Origin of the sequence: Limnohabitans lacus, assembly GCF_030053395.1 — a bacterium.
GTDB lineage: Bacteria > Pseudomonadota > Gammaproteobacteria > Burkholderiales > Burkholderiaceae_C > Limnohabitans_A > Limnohabitans_A lacus.
Window position 1 is genome coordinate 238,894 of sequence record NZ_JASGBH010000002.1, and the last position, 20,027, is coordinate 258,920.

A 20,027-nucleotide genomic window follows, 5' to 3' on the forward strand; every position below is an offset into this window, starting at 1 on the left:
GGGACAGGCTCAAGGCTTCAAAGACTGGGCCAGGTGATCGATCAGCACATTCACCCGGTGCGGGATGTAGCGGTTGCTGGGCAAGACCGCGTAGATGCCCAAAGGCGGTGGCGCAAAGTCTTGCAGCAACTCGACCACTTCGCCCCGCGCCAAAAAGGGCTCGGCAATGAAGTCCGGCTGGCGCGTGATGCCCAGGCCTTCGGCCGCCGCCTGCGTGAGCGCCACACCGTTGTTAGACCGGATGCGGACACGCACCGCAAAGGCGCTGACCTGCCCCGCATCGGCATAGGCCCAGGTGGCCGCGTTCATGGTCATGGAATAGATCAGGCATTCGTGGTGCCGCAATTGCGCGGGGTGCAGCGGCTGGCCATGCGCCGACAAGTAGGCGGGCGAAGCCAGCGTGAGCAAGCGGCAATCGCCCAGGTGCCGCACGATGTCGCCCGGCTGCAAATCGGCGGTGATGCGGATCGAAAGGTCGATGCCTTCTTCGATCAGGTTGGCCCGCTGGTCCGAGAAATCCATCATCAGCTCGATGTGCGGCTGCGCCTTGGCAAAGGCCAGCAAGGCCGGCATCAGCCGCTGCAAGCCAAAGCTCAGCGGCAAGCCCAGCCGGATGCGCCCACGCGGCACGGCTTTTTCTTCGTCCAAGCCGGCCTCGGCCGCGTCCACCATGTTGAGGATGACGCGGCACTTTTCGAGGTAGGCCGCACCAGCAGCCGTGAGCGTCAGGCTGCGGGTGCTGCGCGTGATGAGCTTGACGCGCAGTTGCTTTTCCAGCGCGGCGATCTGGCGCGTGACAACAGAGCGGGCCACCTGCAGCTGGTCGGCCACGGCGGTGAAGCTGCCGGCTTCGGCCACCCGCACAAAGGTTTGCATCGCATTGAGTTTGTCCATTGTTGCCAAGTATGCAACAAGCATTTTCACATTGGCTACTTTTTCTGTTCTTCATCCCGCTCTACAGTCCGACCCATGCCTTCCCCCAAATCTGTTTTGTTTGTGCCACACGGCTCGCCCATGTTTGCTCTGCACCCTGGCGCTGCGGGCGCGGCCATGAGCCAGTTGGTGCCGCAGCTGGGCACGCCCCGCGCCATTGTGGTGGTCAGCCCGCACTGGGAAACCGCCGTGCCCACCGTGGGCTTTGCTACCCGGCCCGAGACCCTCCACGACTTTGGTGGCTTTGACCCGCGCCTGTACCAGATGCAATACCCGGCCACAGGCTGCCCCGAAGCCGCAGCGCAGGTGCTGGCCGCCTTGCAAGCGGCCGGCTTGCCCGCAGCGCAAGACGCCCAGCGCGGCCTGGACCACGGCGCCTGGATTCCGCTGCGCCAGATGTTCCCCGATGGCGACGTGCCCATCGTGCCCCTGTCGGTGCAACGCCATTGGGGTCCAGCGCACGCTTGGCGTGTGGGCCAGGCGCTGGCGCCATTGGCCGCGCAAAACATCCTGGTCATCGGCTCGGGCAACGTGACGCACAACCTGCGCGATTTCATGATGGTGAGCATGCAAGGCGGTGCCACACCGGCCTATGTGCAAGCGTTTGCCGACTGGGTCCACACCCACATGGTGCAGCGAGATGTGGCCGCTTTGCTGAACTACCGCCAGCAAGCATCCGGCCAACGCGCCCACCCGACCGACGAGCACTTGCTGCCTTTGTTCACCGCTTGGGGCGCTGCGGGTGCTGACGCACAGCCCAAAGCGTTTTTTCGGGGCATCAGTGACCATGTGATCGCCATGGATGGCTACACTTTCCACTGAATTGGACACACGATGAGCACCCACTACACCCCCCTTGCCAAAAGCCTGCACTGGCTGATGGCCCTGATGGTCTTTGGCCTGCTGGGCCTGGGCTTTTACATGAGCGACTTGCCCCTGTCGCCCGAAAAACTGCAGCTGTACTCCTGGCACAAATGGGCCGGCGTCACTGTCTTTGTGTTGGTTTGGTTGCGCCTGGCCTGGCGCATCACGCACCGGCCGCCGCCCATGTCGGCAAGCCTGTACGGTGCCGTGAGGCTGGCCGCGATTGCTGGCCACTGGATGCTTTACGTGTTCATGGTCATCATCCCCTTGAGCGGCTGGCTGATGAGCTCGGCCAAAGGCTTTCAAACCGTTTGGTTCGGCGTGCTGCCGATCCCGGACCTGATTGGCAAAGACAAGGCCCTGGGCCGCTCGCTGGCCGAGCTGCACAGCGCGCTGAACGTCGGCTTTCTCCTGCTGATCGTGGTGCATGCGCTGGCGGCTTTCATGCACCACTTTGTGCACAAAGACGACACGCTGCGCCGCATGTTGCCCGGCACATCTGATAAATGAGAACACCATGAACCTTTTGCACAAAACCCTGGCGCTCGCCGCCACCGCCTTGGCCCTGCAGGCACAAGCGGCCCCTTACCAGGCCATCGTGCCCGCCAAAAGCAGCGTCACCTTCAGCTACAAACAAATGGGCGTGGCCGTGGACGGTCGCTTCAAGAAGTTTGCCGCGCAGGTCAACTTTGACCCCGCCAAAGCCGAGGCTGGCAAAGCCAGCTTTGACGTGGAGCTGGCCAGCGTGGATGCCGGATCGAGCGAGGCCGACGACGAAGTCGTGACCAAGTCCTGGTTCAATGCGGCGGCCTTTCCCAAGGCCAGCTTTGTGGCCAAGCAGTTCAAGCCCACCGCGCCCAACCAATACGAAGTCACCGGCAGCCTGACCATCAAGGGCCAGACCCGCGAGGTGAAGTTCCCGATGAAGCACACGGCGCAAGGCAAAGACGGCGTGCTCAGTGGCAGCTTCATCCTCAAGCGGGGCGACTTCAACATCGGCGAAGGCATGTGGGCCAAGTTCGATGTGGTGGCCAACGACATCCAGGTCAACTTTTCCCTCACCGCCCAACCGGGCAAATGAATTTCAACCCTACGGAGTAAAACCCATGACATCTTTGAAAAAACTCAGCGCCGCTTTGGCCTTCGCATCCCTGGCCGCTGGCTCGGCATTGGCCGCACCGGTGACCTACAGTGTGGACAGCTCACACACTTTCCCGCGTTTTTCTTACTCACATTTTGGCTACTCGACCCAGCTGAGCAGCTTCAGCAACACCACCGGCAAAGTCGTGTTCGATGCCGAAGCCAAAACCGGCTCGGTGGACATCGAGATCGACATGACCTCGGTCAACACGGGCTCAACCGTCTTCAACGGCCACATTCAAGCAGAAGACTTCTTCCACACGGCCAAGTTCCCCAAGGCCACCTTCACGTCCACCAAAGTGGTGTTTGAAGGCGACAAGCCCAAGACCATCGAAGGCAACCTGACGATCAAGGGCGTGAGCAAGCCCGTGACCCTGACAGTGACTGGCTTCCAGGCCATGCCTCACCCGATGATGAAAAAACCTGCCTTGGGTGCCAACGCCTTCACCACCATCAAGCGCAGCGAGTTCAACGCTGGCAAATACGCGCCTTACGTGGGTGACGAAGTGCGCATCGACATCGCCATCGAAGCTGTTGCACAGTGAAACACTGAGCCACTGACCCGGCACGCCGGGTCATGCAAGGCCCAAGCCCCTCAGGATGCGCGATCGTCCTCAGGGGCTTTGTCTTGGGCGATCACCAAATCGGCACGCACGGCACGCACACGGTCATCGACGTAGTAGCCGCCGTACTCGGTGTATTTGAGCAAGACCCGGCCGCAGACCCCGCAGCCGAACACATCGCAGCGGTTGTACGGAAAGAAGGCCGGTGCAATCGGCGCATCCACCGAGTCGTAGCGGGTCTTGTGGGGGTGGCATTCTTCGTACGTCGGCTCGGGGCCCAAGCGGTCGGCCGGACGCAAGCTGCCCAAGGGCGTCAGCTGCGCTGCAGGCCAGCGCTCACCGGGCACGCTCTCCCAAGCGGCGCAAGCGCCCATGCTGCAGCTGCACGCCTGGGAGGGCTTTTGGGCCAGTGCTTTCAAGTCTGCGGCCAGCAGGGGGGCTTGTTCTGTGCTCATGTTTCAGGCGGGTGGGACTTGCGCCATTGTGAACGCCCGCGACGTGGAACGCGGACCCTGACGGTTAGTATTTGTTGACCTGAGCGAGGACCTGCATGTTCACGTCGACCACGCCTTGGCTGGCCCAGGACCGCATCCTTGTTCTATGCCCTTACCTGTTTTATCCACCCTTGAGGAGACGCCCATGGCAATTTACGAACTGCGCACCTACTCGGCCATTGTCGGCAAAATGGCCGAGCTGACCGCCCTTTACACCCACGAAGGTTGGCCCGCGCTGTCCAAGCACCCGCAAAAACTGGTGGGCTATTTCACCGGCGACATCGGCGCCCTCAATGAGCTGATCCACATCTGGAAGTTTGACGACGACGCGGACCGCCGCGCCTTTTGGGCCGGCGTGTTCAGCGACCCCGAGTTCATGGCCTTCGCCGCCAAGATCCGCCCGCTGATCCGCGAACAAAACAACAAGCTCATGCTGTCTGCGCCTTGGGGGCCTAAGCCCTGAGCGTTCTCCCTATGGTCAATCCCACCCAGAATTTGTATGATGACCTGATAACTATCCCTCAGGAGACCTCTCATGCAACGTCGATTTTGGCTTTGTGTTGCGGCCATGGCCGCTTTGCCTATGGTGCACGCCACGGCCATGGCGCAGGCTTGGCCTGCCCGCCCCATCAAGCTGGTGGTGCCTTTTCCGCCGGGTGGTTTGATCGACAACATGGCGCGTCTGGTGGCGCCCAAGCTGGGGCAAGAGCTGGGTCAATCCATCGTGATCGACAACAAGCCCGGTGCCGGTGGCAACCTGGGTGCAGCAGAGGCGGCCCGCGCCACGGCCGATGGCTACACGCTGCTGATGGCCTCGCCGCCCCTGACCATCAACCCCGCGCTCTACAGCAAGCTGCCCTACAAGCCTGAAAGCATCGTGCCCCTGGGCTTGCTGGGCCGTGTGCCCAATGTGCTGGTGGTCAACCCGGCCTCGGGCATCCAGAGCGTGGCCGATCTGAGCGCACGCATCAAAGCCCGGCCCGGCCAACTCAATTACGCGTCCAACGGGCAAGGCACTTCGCTGCATCTGAGCGCCGAGCTGTACAAAAGCCAAGCGGGCTTGTTTGTGACGCACATCCCTTACCGGGGCGCGGCCGCTGGCCTGACCGCCGTGATGGCCGACGAGGTCAGCATGATGTTTGACAACCTGCCCTCGGCCCTGGGCCTGATCAACGGCGGCAAGCTCAAAGCCCTGGCCGTGACCACGCCGCAGCGCAGCAGCGCTTTGCCGGGCGTGCCAACCATGGAAGAAGCGGGCCTGAAGGGCTACCAAGTTTTTGCCTGGTTTGGCCTGGCCGCGCCCGCAGGCTTGCCTGCACCGGTGCAGCAAAAAATCGAACAAGCGCTGGAGCGCGTGGCGCAACAGCCCGAGGTGAAAGCCGCGATTCAAAAAGCGGGCGCCGAGCCCACTTGGCTGAACGCACCCAGCATGGCCAGCTTCATGCAGGCCGACACGGCGCAATGGAAGAGCGTGGCGTCCTACGCCAAGATCGCCTTGGATTAAACACAATCGGCGCGGCTTGGGTCTGCGCCACGGAGTAGATGACATGACCACAGTGGGTTTGATCGGTTTGGGGGCCATGGGCTCGGGCATGGCGGCGTCCTTGCGCCGCGCCGGGCACAACGTGCAGGTGTTCGATGTGCGGCGCGAAGTGGCGCAAGCATTCGCCGCAGAGGGCGGCGTGGCGCATGACACCTTGGCCTCGCTGGGCGCGGCGTGTGACGTGGTCGTGTCGGTGGTGGTCAATGCCGCGCAGACCGAGAGCGTGCTGTTTGGCGATGGCAGCACCGCCGGTTGCGCGGCCAGCATGAAGCCCGGCAGCGTGTTCGTGATGTGCTCCACCGTGGACCCGAACTGGTCGGTGGCACTGGAAGCACGCCTGGAGGGCATGGGCCTGCAGTATGTGGACGCGCCCATCTCGGGCGGTGCGGCCAAAGCGGCCTCGGGCCAGATGACCATGATGACGGCGGGCAAGCCTGCGGCCTATGCCGTGGCCGAACCGTTCTTGAACGCGATGGCCGCCAAGGTCTACAAGCTGGGCGACAGCGCAGGCGCGGGCAGCAAAGTGAAGATCATCAACCAGCTGCTGGCGGGTGTGCACATTGCAGCCGCTGCCGAAGCCATGGCGCTGGGTTTGCGCGAAGGTGTGGACGCCGCGGCCTTGTACGAGGTGATCACCAACAGCGCGGGCAACAGCTGGATGTTTGAAAACCGCATGGCCCATGTGCTGGCGGCCGATTACACGCCCCTCTCAGCCGTAGACATTTTTGTGAAGGATTTGGGCATCGTGCTGGACATGGCGCGTGCCAGCAAGTTCCCGCTGCCGCTGTCGAGCACCGCGCACCAGATGTTCATGCAAGCCAGCACCGCAGGCTTTGCCAAAGAAGACGACAGCGCTGTCATCAAGATTTTTCCGGGCATCGAGTTGCCGAAAGGCAAGGCATGACCATCCAACTCGGTTGCATTGCCGACGACTTCACCGGCGCCACGGACCTGGCCAACAACCTGGTGCGCTCGGGCATGCGGGTGGTGCAGACCATTGGCGTGCCTACAACGCCACTGGCCGCTGATGTTCATGCCGTGGTGGTGGCGCTCAAGTCGCGCACCATCCCGGCTGCCGAAGCCATCGCCCAGTCGCTCGATGCCTTGAAGTGGTTGCAGGCGCAAGGGGCGCAGCAGATCTATTTCAAATACTGCTCCACTTTTGACAGCACGCCCGAAGGCAACATCGGCCCGGTGACCGAGGCCCTGATGGACGCGCTGCACACGGACTTCACCATCGCGACACCGGCCTTTCCGGACAACGGCCGCACCGTGTTCAAGGGCTACCTGTTTGCGGGCAACGTGCTGCTCAACGAGTCGGGCATGCAAAACCACCCGCTCACGCCCATGACCGATGCGAATTTGGTGCGCGTCATGCAGGCGCAAACCAAGCGCAAGGTGGGCTTGATCGATTACAAAACCGTGGCCCTTGGCGAAGCGGCCATCCGAGAGCGCATCAGCGCTCTGCGTGCAGAAGGCGTGGGCGTGGCCGTGGTGGACGCGACCAGCAACGAAGACCTGCACCGCATGGGCCCGGCTTTGAAAAACATGCCGCTGCTCACCGCAGGCTCGGGTGTGGCCATTGGCCTGCCCGCCAACTTTGGCCTGAAGCCCTCGCTGCAGGCCAGCCAGTTGCCCGCCGCCCACGGCTTGCAAGCAGTGGTCTCGGGCAGCTGCTCTTTGGCCACCAATGCGCAGGTGGCGCACTTCAAGTCAACGGGTCGCCCCGCGATGGCGATCAACCCCGCAGCGCTGATGCACGGCCAAAGCGATGCCATGGTGCAGCAGGTCTTGGCTTGGGCCGCGCCGCTTTTGAAGGACGGCCCGGTGCTGGTGTATTCCACCGCCGAGCCCGAGGCCGTCAAAGCCGTGCAAGCACAGCTGGGCGTGGCCGAGGCGGGTGCTTTGGTCGAGCACGCGCTGGCTGCGGTGGCCCGTGGCTTGGTCGGTTTGGGCGTGCAGCAGTTGGTGGTGGCCGGTGGCGAAACCTCGGGTGCTTGTGTGCAGGCACTCGGTATTGCTCAGCTGCAGATCGGTCCACAAATCGACCCGGGCGTGCCTTGGTGCCATGCACCCGGCGACAACGGCGGCGTGCACATCACGCTCAAGTCGGGCAACTTTGGCACCGAAGACTTCTTCACCAAAGCCTTTACAGTGCTGGCATGAGCATCACCGAATCCCAAGCCCGCGAAGAAATGTGCCGCGTGGGCCGCAGCCTGTTTGAGCGCGGCTATGTGCACGCCACGGCGGGCAACATCAGCGTGCGGCTGGATGATGGCTTCCTCATCACGCCCACCGATGCCTGCTTGGGCTTTTTGGACCCGGCGCGTTTGGCCAAGCTGGACCTGCAAGGCCAGCAAGTCAGCGGCGACAAAGGCAGCAAAACCATCGCCTTGCACCGCCAGATTTACGCCGCTGCTTGCGAAACCGACGCTGACACGCGCTGCGTGATCCACACCCACAGCACGCACTGCGTGGCACTGAGCCTGAACGCGCACGGCCCCGAGTTGCTGCCGCCGATCACGCCCTACTTTGTGATGAAAGTTGGCCATGTGCCGCTGGTGCGTTACCACCGCCCCGGCAGCCCCGATGCCGCCAAAGAAGTGGCCGCCTTGATCCGAAGCCACGCCGCGCAAGGCACACCGATCCGCGCCGTGATGCTGCCGCGCCTGGGGCCCAATGTGTGGCACAACACGCCTGCAGCGGCCATGGCCACGCTCGAAGAGCTGGAAGAAACCGCCCGCCTCATGCTGCTGCAACCCCACACACCGCCCCTGCTGGCCAGTGACTTGGACGAATTGCGCCAAACCTTTGGCGCCCGCTGGTGAGCACAGCCTGAATCGCCGCGCTTGACTCGCGATGACAAGACACCCCGTTTGAAAGAAAACCCATGCCCCGCTTTGCCGCCAACCTCTCGATGATGTACCCCGACTTGCCGTTTCTGGACCGCTTTGAAGCGGCGGCCCAAGATGGTTTCAAGGCGGTGGAATATTTGTTCCCCTACGCCTTTCCCGCACAAGAGTTGGCCGCGCGTTTGAAGGCCAACGGCTTGCAACAGGTCTTGTTCAACACGCCCTCGGGCGGCACCGACACCGACAGCTTTGCCAAGGCCTGGGAGTCCGGCAGCCGCGGCACGGCCAGCGTGCCCGGACGCGAGGCGGAGTTTCGCACCGGCTTTGCACAAGCGCTGGACTATGCCGAGGCGCTGAACTGCCCGCGCATCCACGCCATGGTGGGCTTGCGCGGCGAAGGCGCCAGTGGCGAGGCCGCAGATGCCACGTTGGTGAGCAACTTGCAATGGGCCGCGCGTGAAGCCGCCAAGGCCGGGCGCGATGTGTTGATCGAACCCATCAACACCCGCAGCGTGCCAGGCTTTCACCTCAACCGGCAAGACCACGCGCTCCGCATCGTGCAGGCCGTGGGCGCTGCCAACGTGAAAGTGCAAATGGACCTGTTCCACTGCCAAATCGTCGAAGGCGACCTGAGCACCAAGATCGCCCAATACTTGCCGACTGGCCGCGTGGGTCACTTCCAGATCGCCGAAGTGCCGCACCGCCACGAACCCGGTACCGGCGAAGTGAACTGGGCCCACATCTTCAAGACCATCGACGAGGTCTCTGCCGCCTGCGGCTGGGACGGCTGGATCGGTTGCGAATACAACCCGGCCGATGCGTCGGTGGGCGGTACTTCACGCGGCCTGAGTTGGGCACGCGGCTACCTGTAAAGCCAGCTGGACTCAATCGCGCTGCAAGTCTTCGGGCCAGCGCAAGTGCAGGCCGGTCCTTTGGGCCAGAGCTTGAATATCTTCAGGGCTGTCCACATCGGCGCGGTAATGGGCATTGGCGCTGACCCAGCGGTGCACTTGCTGCGGGTGCTGCTGCTGCCACTGCCGCCCGCCCATGGTGGGTGGCCCCGCCAAAATTTGCTGGGCCACGCTGCGGCCAAACATCACCGGGTTGCCAGGCAAACCCTCCACCACCGGGCGCACCAATTGCGTTGGGGCAGGCCTTTGGTGATAGGCATGGATCAGGTCCGCGATGTCTTGCGCATCGATCAAGGGTTGATCGGCCAGAAGCACCAGCGTGGCATCTGCATCGGGTGCCATGGCTTGCAAGCCCAAGCGCAGTGAGGACTCTTGCCCTTCATCGGGGTCTGGGTTGGTGAGCCAATGCACCGGCAAATCACGGGCCGACTGGTGAATGCGCTGGGCATAGTGCCCCAGCACCACCACCACGTCTTGCACACCCGCACCCGACAATGCCAAGCATTGGCGGCGCAGCAGCGAAACACCATCGATCTCGAGCAAACATTTGGGCCGCAGACCCATGCGCGAAGCCGAGCCAGCGGCCAAGATCACCGCGGCCACTTTGACAGGCAGACCTTCTGCCTTTGCGTGGTTTTCGTTCATGCCCCTGCGCTCCATCTTGCTGCCTTGCCCGTTGCGGGGCACGCCAAGCATTGTGCCCCCAAGGATTTATCTCTCAAAAAACCGTTACAGTGATTTCTCTTTCGCTCCGGAGTCTTGCGATGAACGCCCCCTTGCACCGAGAAATGCCCGCCCACCACCTGGACAGCGCACAAGCCTTGCGCGAAGTGACGCAGGCCTGGGACGCCTCCATCCTGCCCGAGCTCAAGCAATACATCGAAGTGCCGGCCAAATCGCCCGCCTTCGATGCCGATTGGGCCGCGCACGGCCACATCGACACCGTGATGCGCCAAGCCGCCGATTGGGTGACGGCGCAAAAGGTCGAGGGCTTGACGCTGGAGATCATTCAGCTGCCCGGTCGCACGCCGGTGCTGTTTTTTGAAGTGGCCGCCACACGGTCCAATGCCGAGGGCTCGGGCCAAACCGTGCTGATGTACGGCCACCTGGACAAGCAACCCGAGTTCACCGGCTGGCGCAACGACCTGGGGCCTTGGACCCCCACTTACGAAGACGGCAAGCTCTATGGCCGTGGCGGTGCGGACGACGGTTATGCGGTGTACGCCAGCATCACGGCGCTGCAAGCGCTCAAAAGCCAAAAGACACCGCACCCGCGCATCGTGGGCCTGATCGAGACCTGCGAAGAATCGGGCTCGTATGACCTGCTGCCCTATGTGGACGCGCTGCGAGCGCGCCTAGGCGATGTGGGCCTGGTGATTTGCCTGGACAGTGGCGCGGGCAACTATGACCAGCTGTGGCTGACCACCAGCCTGCGCGGCATGGCCAGCGGCACCCTCAAGGTGCAGATCCTGACCGAAGGCATCCATTCGGGCGATGCCTCGGGTGTGGTGCCGTCGAGCTTTCGCATCATGCGCCAGGTGCTCGACCGGCTGGAGGACAGCAGCACCGGCCGCTTGTTGCCGCAGAGCTTTCATTGCGAAGTGCCTGCCGAGCGCATGGCACAGGCCCGGGCCACGGCGGCGATTTTGGGCGAAGAACTCTACAAGCGCTTTCCGTGGGCGCACTATGACTGCGGCGGCTCCACCAGCTTTGCACTGCCCACCACCACCGACCCGGTGCAGGCCTTGCTCAACCGCACCTGGGCCCCCACTTTGAGCGTGACCGGGGCCGATGGTTTCCCGGCCCTCAAAGACGCGGGCAATGTGCTGCGGCCTTACACGGCCTTCAAACTCAGCCTGCGCTTACCGCCGCTGATCGATGCGGCCACCGCCGTGCAAGAACTCAAAACTTTGCTGGAAGACAACGCGCCCTACCAAGCTCAGGTGACCTTTGAGAGCGGAGGCGGCGCCACCGGCTGGAACGCACCCGACACGCAGCCTTGGTTTGAGCAAGCGCTCAACCACGCCAGCCAATCGCACTTTGGCGCCTCGGTGGGCTACATCGGGCAAGGCGGCACCATCCCGCTCATGAACATGCTGAGCGCGGGCTTTCCGAAAGCGCAAATGATGGTCTGCGGCGTGCTGGGCCCCAAGAGCAACGCGCACGGGCCCAACGAGTTTTTGCACGTGCCTTATGCCAAGAAGCTCACCGCTGCGGTGGCCGAAGTCATCGCCCGCATGCCATGAAACAAGCCAAACGCAGCACCTTGCAAGGCCAGGCCGGTCAACTGGCCGTGTACGACTGGCCCTTGCCCTTGGGGCCCATACGGGGCACGGTGCTGCTGGTGCATGGCCTGGGGGAACACACCGGGCGCTACGGCCATGTGGCCGATCAGCTGCGCCAATGGGGCTTTGCGGTGCGCGGCTACGACCACCAAGGCCACGGCCACTCCGAAGGCGTGCGCGGCACACTGCACACCCCTGACGGGCTCATGCAAGACTTGGCCACGGTGATCGACGACACACGCGCCAAACCCGGCGCCAGCGATGCGCCCTTGATTTTGCTAGGCCACAGCATGGGCGGTTTGGTGGTGGCACGCGCGGTGGCCGAACAGTTGCGTTATGTCGACGGCGTGGTCATGTCCTCACCGGCTTTGGGCACCTGGGCCAACCCTTTGCAAAAACTGCTGCTGGCCACTTTGCCTAAACATTGGCCACACCTGTGTGTGGGCAACGGGCTCAACCCCAAGCTGATCGCCCGCGATGCGCAAACCGTGCAGCGCTACACACTGGACCCGCTGGTGCACGACCGCATCTCGACCCGGCTGGGGGCTTGGATCTACACCGAAGGCCCCAAGACGGTGGCACTGGCGGCCGAGTGGAAGGTGCCCAGTTTGCTGATTTACGCCGGGCAAGACCGTCTGGTGCACCCCGACGCGAATGCGGCCTTTGCCGCGAAGGCACCGGCCTCGGTGGTGCACTCGCACTGCTTTGCGCCCATGTACCACGAGATCTTCAACGACACCCAGCGCCAGCTGGTGTTCCAGGCGCTCAAGCGCTGGCTGGACGATCGCTTCGCTGCTTGAGCCCCAACCAGGCCAGCGCCAAACCCGCCAGGGCCACCGGCACCAAAGAGCCCACGTTCAACCAAGTCCAGCCCCCCGTGGTGACCAAGGCTCCCGAGGCAAACGAGGTGAGCGCCATGGTGGCGAACACGAAGAAGTTGATGGCCGCTTGAGCGCGGTCTTTCTCTTCAGGTCGCCAGGCCCGCATGGCCAAAGTGGTGCTGCCGGTGAACAAGAAATTCCAGCCCAGGCCCAACAAAAACAGGGCGACGATGAACTGGTGCAATTCGATGCCCGACAAGGCCACCGCGATGCACACAAAATTCAACAACACACCGACCGACATGATGGTCAAGGCGCCAAACTTCTTGATCAAGTGGCCCGTGAAAAAGCCCGGTGCAAACATGCCGATCACATGCCACTCGAGCACCAACGCGGCATCGCTGAAACCAAAGCCACACACCTGCATGGCCAAAGGCGTGGCGGCCATGAGCAGGTTCATCACGCCGTAGCTCAAAGCCGCTGTGGCTGCCGCCACGATGAAAATCGGCTGGCGCATGATGTCGGCCAAGGGCCGGCCCACGGCATCGCCGGCTTTTTTGGGGGGCACGGCCGGAAAGCGGATGAAGCTGATCACCACCAGCCCCAAGACAGCCACTCCGGCCAAAGCCAGGTAGGCGCCCATGAAAGGCGTCTCCAAAATACCCTTGGTGCGCGACGCCAGATTGGGCCCCGCGATGGCCCCGATCAAGCCACCGGCCATGACCAGCGAGACGGCTTTTTCGCGAAAGCTCTCAACCGACAGCTCTGCTGCCGCAAAGCGGTAGAGCTGACCGTTGGCGCTGTAGTACCCCGCGATCACCGTGGCGCACACCAGCAACCAGAAGTTGTGGCTCCAAGCCGCATAGGCCGCCAGCAAAGCCGCGAACACCGCCACCAACAAGCCCAACTGAAACGAGATGCGCCGCCCAAAGCGCGACTGGGTCTTGGCCACCAAGCCCGTAGACAAGGCACCCCCCACCACATAGCCCATGACGGGCAAAGTCGCCATCCAGCCCAGCGGGGCCATGGACAGGCCCACCAAACCGTTGATGGCGATGAAGGTGACGTTGTTCGTGAAGAACAGACCCTGGCAAAGGGTCAGGAGGATGAGGTTGGCGTTCATACCCTGCAGTGTATCGAAGGGCGCGCACAGCCCCTGTCACCTTGGGCAGGTGAACTTCAGCGCAAAGTCAATGCCGCCAACACCGCCAAGGGTGCGGTTTCGGCCCGCAAGACGCGCGGGCCCAAGGTGACCGGCACAAAACCGGCCGCCAAGGCCTGCGCCTCTTCGGCGGGGGTGAGGCCGCCTTCGGGGCCGCTGAGCAAGGTGACCGAGGTCTGGCCCTGCACAGCATCGCTCAATGGCCGCGTGCCTTCAGACAGGGACAGCACCAAGCGCACACCGTCGGCAGCGCCAGCAGGGTGCTCGGCTGCCCACTGCGCCACGGTGCAAGCGCTGTCGATGCGGGTGACGCGGTTGCGGCCGCACTGCTCAGCGGCAGCCACGGCCACGCCTTGCCAGTGCGCCAGCTTTTTTTCGGCGCGCTCGCCTTTGAGCTTGAGCACGCTGCGCTCGGCGGTGATGGGGGTGATGCTGGTGGACCCCAGTTCGGTGGCTTTTTCGACCAACCAATCCATGCGCTCGTTGGCGGTGATGCCGGCCAGCAAATGCACAGCGCAGGGCGCTTCACGTTCGACCGCATGGTGCGTGCCCACCTCCACGTCCACGTCGCTTCGGCCCATGCGGGTGACGGTGGCTTCAAATTCGCCGCCTTCGCCGTTGAACAAATTGATGCCGTCGCCCGGCTGCATGCGCAAGACCTGCACATGGCGGGCGGCACCCGGCGGCAAGCTCAGCGCCAAGCCGGTTTGCAAAGGGGCAGGGCAGTAAAAACGCGGCATGCTCACATGCGCCCGTAGGCAAAACCCACCTGGGGCGTGGTGCCCTCGATCTCGTCGAGCACCTTGAGCAAGGGGCCCAGTTCGCGGTAACGGTCGCAGGTCTTGCGGATGTAGTGGATGAAGCGCGGGGCATCGGCCAAATATTTGGGCTTGCCGTCGCGCAGCGTCAAGCGCGCAAAGATACCCGCCACCTTCAGGTGTCGCTGCAGGCCCATCCATTCAACGGCGCGGTAGAAGGCGCCAAAGTCGCTGTGCCAGTCTTCAAAATCCATCAGCCCGGCCTTGCGGGCCTTTTCCCAATAGCGGATGGTGATGTCGAGCACGAAGTCTTCGTCCCAGGTCAGGAAGGCGTCGCGCATCAGGCTGGCGATGTCATAGGTCACTGGGCCATAGACTGCATCCTGAAAGTCCAACACGCCCAGCTGCTCACTTTGGTGCGGCATCATCAGGTTGCGGGGCATGAAGTCGCGGTGCACGTACACCGAAGGCGCGGCCAGGTTGCGCTGCACGATCAGGGCAAAGGCTTTGTCTAACGTTGCCTTGTCTTGGCCTTGCAGCTGCACGCCTTTGTGCTGGGCCAAATACCAATCGGGGAACAGGCTCAGTTCGCGCTGGAGCAAAGCCTCGTCGTAAGGCGGCAAGACGCCGGGGCGCGACGCCAGCTGCCACTGGACCAAGGTGTCCACCGCCTGCATGTAAAGGCCATGGTTGGCTTGCGGGCGCTCGGCATCGATGGCCGACATCATGGTGGCGCTGCCCAGGTCGTTCAGGAGCATGAAACCATGGGCTTCGTGCCAGTCGAGCACTTCAGGGGCGCGCAGGCCGGCATCCTTCATCAGGGCGGCAATCTGCACAAAGGGCTTGGAGTTTTCTCTGTCCGGTGGCGCATCCATCACGATGCGGCTGTCGCCTGCGGCCGTGTCTACACGCAGATAGCGGCGAAAGCTCGCATCGGCCGAGGCGATGCGCACCGTTGCAGGCAAAAGCCCTTGGGCGGGCGCGATGCCCGCCATCCAGGCGTTGAACAGGACTTGGCGGGCCGGATCGGCCCAGCTGACTTCAGGAGTCGCGTTGGGGGAGGCAGTAGGGTGGCTCATGGATAATCCCATTCTACAAAGCCTGCGCTCGGCTCCCCGGTGCCAAGGCCGGCCCTCTGTCCATCCTCCATCCCCATTTGTGCACACCGCTCTCGCTTTGTCCCGTTTGCCACTGACACCTGCTGCCCCACCCGCTTTGCGGGTGCTGGTGCTGGCCGTGTTGTGCGCGTTGGGCAGCCAGGCTCAAGCCCAAGGCACGGGCTTGTCGCTGCGCAGCAGCCCGATGCTGGAAGAGCGGATTTCCGAGCGCCAGCGCAGCGAAGGCGCCATCTTTGTGGGGGGTGATCAGGTCACGGCCCGCCCGGACATGGACTTGGTCATCGATGGGCAAGCCACGGTGCGCAGACCGGGCTTGGCAGTCAAGGCCGACCGCATCCTCTACGACCAAAGCCAAGACATCTTGAACGCCGAAGGCCATGTGCGCCTGAGCCGTGACGGCAGCATGTTCGAAGGCCCACGTTTGAAGCTGCAAGTTGACAGTTTCCAGGGCACATTTGAAAAACCCACTTTTGAGCTTTACCGCAGCGGCGGCTACGGCGATGCCTCGCAGGTGGATTTCATCGACGACAAACGCCAAATCGTTCGCGATGCGCGTTACACCACCTGCCGCCGCACACCCGGCCCCGAGTGGTTGCCCGAGTGGTTTGTCAAAGCCACCAGCATGACGCTGGACATGGAAGAGTCCACCGTGCAGGCCGAAGATGTGCAATTGCGCTTCAAAGGTGTGCCCCTGATGAACGCTTCATCGGTGAGCTTTGCCATGACCGACGAGCCCAAATCAGGCTTCTTGCCTTCGCTGATTGGCGTCGATTCGGTCAGTGGCTTGAGCATGTCGGCGCCCTACTACTTGGCCATCGCACCCAACCGCGACGCCACCATCACCACCCACTTGATGAGCAAGCGCGGTGCCTCGGTGGACAGCGAGTTCCGATACCTGGAGCAAGACTACAAAGGCCAAGCCCGCCTGATCGCCATGCCCAACGACAGCCTGCGCCAGCAGTCGCGCTGGGGCATGACCACGCAGCACAATGGCAGCCTGGACACGGGTCTGGATGCGGTGGGCCGTGTCGGTGTGGGACTGACCCTCAACCGCGTGAGCGATGACAATTTCTGGCGTGACTTTCCACGCTCGGGGCTGGCCTTGACCCAGCGCTTGCTGCCGTCGACCGGCGTGGTGTCTTGGGGGCGCGGCAACTTCAACATGACGGCCCAGGTGCAGCGCTGGCAAACCCTGCAAATTGACACGGCCGCCATCACCCCACCTTATGACCGCGCACCGCAAATCACGATGCGCTATGGCCAGTGGAATGCCGAAGGCCTGGACTGGTCGGTGGTGGGCGACACGACCCGCTTCGAAACGGATTTTTCACGCATCCCGAATGTGAGCGCCGCCACTTTGGCCAGCTTGCGCAATGGCGAACGCAGTTATGTGCAAGCGCAAGTGAGCCGGCCTTGGGTTCGCCCTTGGGGCTTTGTCACGCCCAAGCTGCAAATGCACGCCACGCGCTACCAGCTGGACAACGCCCTGAGCACTGGCGAAAGCGCGTTCAACCGAGCCTTGCCCACGTTCAGTGTGGATTCGGGATTGGTGTTTGAGCGTGAAACCAACTGGTTTGGCAAAGACATTTTGCAAACCCTGGAGCCACGGGCTTTTTATGCCCGCACGCCCTACCGCGACCAAAGCTTGCTGCCGCTTTACGACAGCGGTGCAGCCGACTTCAACCTGTCCACCATTTACAGCGAGAACCCCTATGTGGGCCAGGACCGCTTGGTGGACAACAACTCACTGACTTTGGGCGTCACGACCCGCTTTTTCGATGCGCAATCGGGCGCAGAGAGGTTGAAGCTGGGCATGGCCCAGCGCATCCGTTTCGACAGTCAGCAAGTGGTCTTGCCAGGGCAATCGACCATTTCTGCAGGCCTGAGTGACATGCTGCTGGGCGCTGGCGTGCGCTGGTCCGATCGCTGGACGGTGGACTCCACGGTGCAGGTCAATTCACAAACCAACGCGATCACCCGCACCACCTTGCAAAGCCGTTACAACCCCACGCCTTACCGCGTGTTCAACGTCGCCTACCGACTCAACCAAGGGGTGAGCGAGCAGGTGGACATGGGCTGGCAATGGCCGATCAACGACTTGTGGGGCGGCGGTGACCGAGAGACCGAAACCGCCTGGACCCGAACACGCGGCCAAGGCCTGGGCCCCGACCGCTGGTACAGCGTGGGCCGCATGAACTTCAGCTTGACTGAAAGACGCCTCGTGGACACCATCATCGGCTTCGAATACGATGCCGGCTGCTGGTTGGGGCGCGTCGTTTTACAGCGCCTGCAAAGCACCGTCAGCACGGCCAGCACCCAATTAATGTTCCAGTTGGAGTTTTCAGGCTTGGCCAGAGTGGGCGCCAGCCCTTTGCAAAGCCTGCGCAACAACATCACCAATTACCAATTCCTGCGTGACACCACCGAACAACCGAGCCGATTCCAGTCTTATGAATGATCATTTCTCTTCCACACGCTGGCTCGTATGGGCCTGCGCTCTGGGCTTGGCCGGCTTGCTGTGCAGCACGGGTGCCGCAGCCCAGTCCAGCATCCCCCGCCCAGCGGACTTCATCGTCGCCGTGGTCAACTCCGAGCCGATCACCAACCAGGACGTTCAGGCCCTGAAGTTGCGTCTATCGCGCGATAGACGCGCAGCCCCTGATGCCACGCCTGCTGAGCTCAACCGCAAAGCGCTGGAACAGCTGATCAACGAAAAAGCCCAGCTGCAACAAGCCCGTGATGCGGGCATCAAGATCGAAGACGAAGCCATCGATTCGGCCGAAATGAATGTGGCGTCCAACAACCAAGTCACGCGCGATGAGCTGCGCAAAAACTTGAGCAAAGAAGGCCTCACGGTCAAAACCTTTCGCGACCAGTTGCGCGACCAATTGATGCTCAGCCGTGTGCGTGAACGCGAGGTGGAAGGTCGCGTGCGCGTGAGCGACCAAGAAGTCGAGCAATACCTGCAAGAACAAATCCAGGCGCAAGGCGGCCAAGCCGCCATCGACCTGAACTTGGCCATGATCCTGATCGCCGTGCCCGAGAGCAGCACCGAGGCCCAGATCAAGGCCCTGCAAGAACAGGCCGAAGACGTGGCCCGCCGTGCCCGCAGCGGCGAGAACTTTGCCGAGCTGGCGAAAAAGTTTTCCCAAGCCATGGACAAAGGCGCCAACGGTGGCGAGATGGGTCTGCGCCCATCAGAGCGCTACCCCGATTTGTTTCTGAACGCCACCCGCAATGTGCGCGTGGGCGCCACCTCCGCGGTGGTGCGTTCGGGCGCCGGCTTTCACATCCTCAAGGTGCTCGATCGCCGCCAGGGCCAAGCCACCTTGATGGTCACGCAAACCCGCGCCCGCCACATCTTGGTGCGACCCACAGCGCAAGCACCGCAAGCCCAGGTGGTGGCGCGTTTGAATGAGCTGCGCCAAAGCATCGTGTCCGGCAAAGCCGACTTTGCGGCTGTGGCCCGTCAAATTTCACAAGACGGCAGTGCCGCGCAAGGCGGTGATCTGGGCTGGGCCAATCCGGGCATGTTTGTCCCCGAGTTTGAGCAGGTCATGAACCGCCTGCGCCCCGGACAGGTGGCCGAACCTTTGGTGTCGCGTTTTGGCGTGCACCTGATCGAAGTGATGGAGCGCCGCAATGCGCCTTTGTCCGATCAAGACCAACGCGCCGTGGCACGCAGCGCCCTGCGTGAAAAGAAAACCGAAGAGGCCTACAACATTTGGGTCGACGATGTGCGCAGCCGCGCTTATGTCGAGATGCGCGAGCCGCCCCAATGAAACACATCGCCCGCAAACGTTTCGGTCAGCATTTTCTGACCGACGGCGGCATCATCGATGCCATCGTGGACGCCATCGGCCCGCAAGCGGGCCAACCCATGGTCGAGATCGGGCCCGGCCTGGCCGCCCTCACGCAGCCGCTGGTGGAGCGCCTGGGTCACCTGACGGTGGTGGAGCTTGACCGCGATTTGGCCGTGCGCTTGCGCCTGCATGAGCAGCTCACGGTGGTTGAATCCGATGTGCTCAAGGTCAACTTCACCGAGCTGTCGCAAACCATGTTGGCCGCGCAAACGGCCCCGGCCAAAGCCAGCAAAATCCGCGTGGTGGGCAACTTGCCCTACAACATCTCCACACCCATCTTGTTCCATTTGCTCGAGCACGTGGCGGTGATTGAAGACCAGCACTTCATGCTGCAAAAAGAGGTGATCGACCGCATGGTGGCCCAGCCCGCCACCTCGGACTACAGCCGGCTGTCGGTCATGCTGCAATGGCGCTACGCCATGGAAAACGTGCTGTTTGTGCCGCCCGAAAGCTTTGACCCACCGCCGCGCGTGGACAGCGCCGTGGTGCGCATGGTGCCTTTGGCCGAGCCGCCCGCTGTGAACGTGAAGACCCTGGAAACACTGGTGCAGGTGGCCTTCAGCCAGCGCCGCAAGATCTTGCGCAACACCTTGGGCAAGTGGCTCGATGAAAAGGGCTTTGCAGGCCAGTTCGATCTGCAACGCCGCGCCGAAGAAGTGCCGGTGGCCGAGTTCGTGGCCTTGGCACAAGCGGTCTGAAGCCGCTCGCCCAAAGAAAAAG

The 20,027-nt window shown here is 62.7% G+C and carries 21 protein-coding genes; 15 read left to right on the forward strand and 6 right to left on the reverse strand.

Annotated elements, in window-relative coordinates; genetic code table 11:
- Nucleotides 1-9: 9 nt before the first annotated feature.
- Nucleotides 10-918, reverse strand: coding sequence for a LysR family transcriptional regulator (locus QLQ16_RS03730; RefSeq protein ID WP_283223343.1), 909 nt, complete (start codon nucleotides 916-918; stop codon nucleotides 10-12).
- A gap of 51 nt (nucleotides 919-969) precedes the next feature.
- On the opposite strand from QLQ16_RS03730, the gene QLQ16_RS03735 reads away from it, so the two are divergent.
- Genes QLQ16_RS03735 through QLQ16_RS03750 form a run of 4 tightly spaced genes read left to right on the forward strand, consistent with a single transcriptional unit; the run spans nucleotide 970 to nucleotide 3,482 of the window.
- A complete protein-coding gene (locus QLQ16_RS03735) occupies nucleotides 970-1,755 on the forward strand; it encodes a DODA-type extradiol aromatic ring-opening family dioxygenase (protein ID WP_283223344.1) in 786 nt (261 codons plus the stop codon).
- A gap of 12 nt (nucleotides 1,756-1,767) precedes the next feature.
- Nucleotides 1,768-2,307 carry a cytochrome b gene (locus tag QLQ16_RS03740; RefSeq protein WP_283223345.1) on the forward strand — a complete coding sequence of 180 codons (540 nt, stop codon included), beginning with the start codon at nucleotides 1,768-1,770 and terminating at the stop codon, nucleotides 2,305-2,307.
- A gap of 7 nt (nucleotides 2,308-2,314) precedes the next feature.
- Nucleotides 2,315-2,878, forward strand: coding sequence for a YceI family protein (locus QLQ16_RS03745; protein ID WP_283223346.1), 564 nt, complete (start codon nucleotides 2,315-2,317; stop codon nucleotides 2,876-2,878).
- 34 nt (nucleotides 2,879-2,912) lie between these two features.
- Nucleotides 2,913-3,482, forward strand: a complete 570-nt coding sequence (locus tag QLQ16_RS03750) for a YceI family protein (protein WP_283223494.1) — start codon at nucleotides 2,913-2,915, stop codon at nucleotides 3,480-3,482.
- A gap of 50 nt (nucleotides 3,483-3,532) precedes the next feature.
- Here the strand turns inward: QLQ16_RS03750 and QLQ16_RS03755 are convergent, their stop codons facing one another.
- Nucleotides 3,533-3,955 carry a hypothetical protein gene (locus QLQ16_RS03755; protein WP_283223347.1) on the reverse strand — a complete coding sequence of 141 codons (423 nt, stop codon included), beginning with the start codon at nucleotides 3,953-3,955 and terminating at the stop codon, nucleotides 3,533-3,535.
- Between the two features lie 184 nt (nucleotides 3,956-4,139).
- Between QLQ16_RS03755 and QLQ16_RS03760 the strand changes: the two genes are divergently transcribed.
- From QLQ16_RS03760 to otnI, 6 genes are all read left to right on the forward strand, one after another.
- Nucleotides 4,140-4,457: an NIPSNAP family protein gene (locus QLQ16_RS03760; protein ID WP_283223348.1), complete on the forward strand. Its 318-nt coding sequence runs from the start codon at nucleotides 4,140-4,142 to the stop codon at nucleotides 4,455-4,457.
- Between the two features lie 72 nt (nucleotides 4,458-4,529).
- Nucleotides 4,530-5,498, forward strand: coding sequence for a Bug family tripartite tricarboxylate transporter substrate binding protein (locus QLQ16_RS03765; RefSeq protein ID WP_283223349.1), 969 nt, complete (start codon nucleotides 4,530-4,532; stop codon nucleotides 5,496-5,498).
- A 43-nt stretch (nucleotides 5,499-5,541) separates the two neighbouring features.
- Nucleotides 5,542-6,441 carry an L-threonate dehydrogenase gene (gene ltnD / locus QLQ16_RS03770; protein WP_283223350.1) on the forward strand — a complete coding sequence of 300 codons (900 nt, stop codon included), beginning with the start codon at nucleotides 5,542-5,544 and terminating at the stop codon, nucleotides 6,439-6,441.
- The gene (gene otnK, locus QLQ16_RS03775) at nucleotides 6,438-7,703 is read left to right on the forward strand and encodes a 3-oxo-tetronate kinase (RefSeq protein ID WP_283223351.1); all 1,266 of its coding nucleotides are present in this window, start codon (nucleotides 6,438-6,440) and stop codon (nucleotides 7,701-7,703) included. The genes ltnD and otnK overlap by 4 nt, the downstream gene beginning before the upstream one ends.
- A 2-nt stretch (nucleotides 7,704-7,705) precedes the next feature.
- On the forward strand, nucleotides 7,706-8,365 hold the full coding sequence (locus tag QLQ16_RS03780) for a class II aldolase/adducin family protein (protein ID WP_283223495.1): 660 nt from the start codon (nucleotides 7,706-7,708) through the stop codon (nucleotides 8,363-8,365).
- 62 nt (nucleotides 8,366-8,427) lie between these two features.
- On the forward strand, nucleotides 8,428-9,261 hold the full coding sequence (gene otnI, locus QLQ16_RS03785; protein WP_283223352.1) for a 2-oxo-tetronate isomerase: 834 nt from the start codon (nucleotides 8,428-8,430) through the stop codon (nucleotides 9,259-9,261).
- A 12-nt stretch (nucleotides 9,262-9,273) separates the two neighbouring features.
- Here otnI and QLQ16_RS03790 read toward each other — a convergent pair whose 3' ends face one another.
- Complete coding sequence (locus QLQ16_RS03790) at nucleotides 9,274-9,945, reverse strand: nucleotidyltransferase family protein (protein WP_283223353.1); 672 nt, start codon at nucleotides 9,943-9,945, stop codon at nucleotides 9,274-9,276.
- Between the two features lie 119 nt (nucleotides 9,946-10,064).
- Here QLQ16_RS03790 and QLQ16_RS03795 point away from each other — a divergent pair, with 119 nt between their 5' ends.
- The gene (locus QLQ16_RS03795; protein WP_283223354.1) at nucleotides 10,065-11,546 is read left to right on the forward strand and encodes a M20 family metallopeptidase; all 1,482 of its coding nucleotides are present in this window, start codon (nucleotides 10,065-10,067) and stop codon (nucleotides 11,544-11,546) included.
- On the forward strand, nucleotides 11,543-12,385 hold the full coding sequence (locus tag QLQ16_RS03800; protein WP_283223355.1) for an alpha/beta hydrolase: 843 nt from the start codon (nucleotides 11,543-11,545) through the stop codon (nucleotides 12,383-12,385). Before QLQ16_RS03795 ends, QLQ16_RS03800 begins: the two co-directional genes overlap by 4 nt.
- On the opposite strand, the gene QLQ16_RS03805 is transcribed toward QLQ16_RS03800, so the two are convergent.
- The 3 genes from QLQ16_RS03805 to QLQ16_RS03815 are packed head-to-tail and all read right to left on the reverse strand — an operon-like array spanning nucleotide 12,351 to nucleotide 15,405.
- Nucleotides 12,351-13,529: an MFS transporter gene (locus tag QLQ16_RS03805; RefSeq protein WP_283223356.1), complete on the reverse strand. Its 1,179-nt coding sequence runs from the start codon at nucleotides 13,527-13,529 to the stop codon at nucleotides 12,351-12,353. The genes QLQ16_RS03800 and QLQ16_RS03805 overlap by 35 nt on opposite strands.
- 56 nt (nucleotides 13,530-13,585) lie before the next feature.
- Nucleotides 13,586-14,308 (reverse strand): 16S rRNA (uracil(1498)-N(3))-methyltransferase, encoded by a 723-nt coding sequence (locus QLQ16_RS03810; protein WP_283223357.1) that lies wholly within the window; start codon nucleotides 14,306-14,308, stop codon nucleotides 13,586-13,588.
- Between the two features lie 2 nt (nucleotides 14,309-14,310).
- Nucleotides 14,311-15,405: an aminoglycoside phosphotransferase family protein gene (locus QLQ16_RS03815; protein WP_283223358.1), complete on the reverse strand. Its 1,095-nt coding sequence runs from the start codon at nucleotides 15,403-15,405 to the stop codon at nucleotides 14,311-14,313.
- 79 nt (nucleotides 15,406-15,484) lie between these two features.
- On the opposite strand from QLQ16_RS03815, the gene QLQ16_RS03820 reads away from it, so the two are divergent.
- The 3 genes from QLQ16_RS03820 to rsmA are packed head-to-tail and all read left to right on the forward strand — an operon-like array spanning nucleotide 15,485 to nucleotide 20,005.
- Nucleotides 15,485-17,902, forward strand: a complete 2,418-nt coding sequence (locus QLQ16_RS03820) for an LPS-assembly protein LptD (RefSeq protein WP_283223359.1) — start codon at nucleotides 15,485-15,487, stop codon at nucleotides 17,900-17,902.
- Complete coding sequence (locus tag QLQ16_RS03825; protein WP_283223360.1) at nucleotides 17,895-19,226, forward strand: peptidylprolyl isomerase; 1,332 nt, start codon at nucleotides 17,895-17,897, stop codon at nucleotides 19,224-19,226. Before QLQ16_RS03820 ends, QLQ16_RS03825 begins: the two co-directional genes overlap by 8 nt.
- On the forward strand, nucleotides 19,223-20,005 hold the full coding sequence (gene rsmA, locus QLQ16_RS03830) for a 16S rRNA (adenine(1518)-N(6)/adenine(1519)-N(6))-dimethyltransferase RsmA (protein WP_283223361.1): 783 nt from the start codon (nucleotides 19,223-19,225) through the stop codon (nucleotides 20,003-20,005). Before QLQ16_RS03825 ends, rsmA begins: the two co-directional genes overlap by 4 nt.
- Nucleotides 20,006-20,027 lie beyond the last annotated feature (22 nt).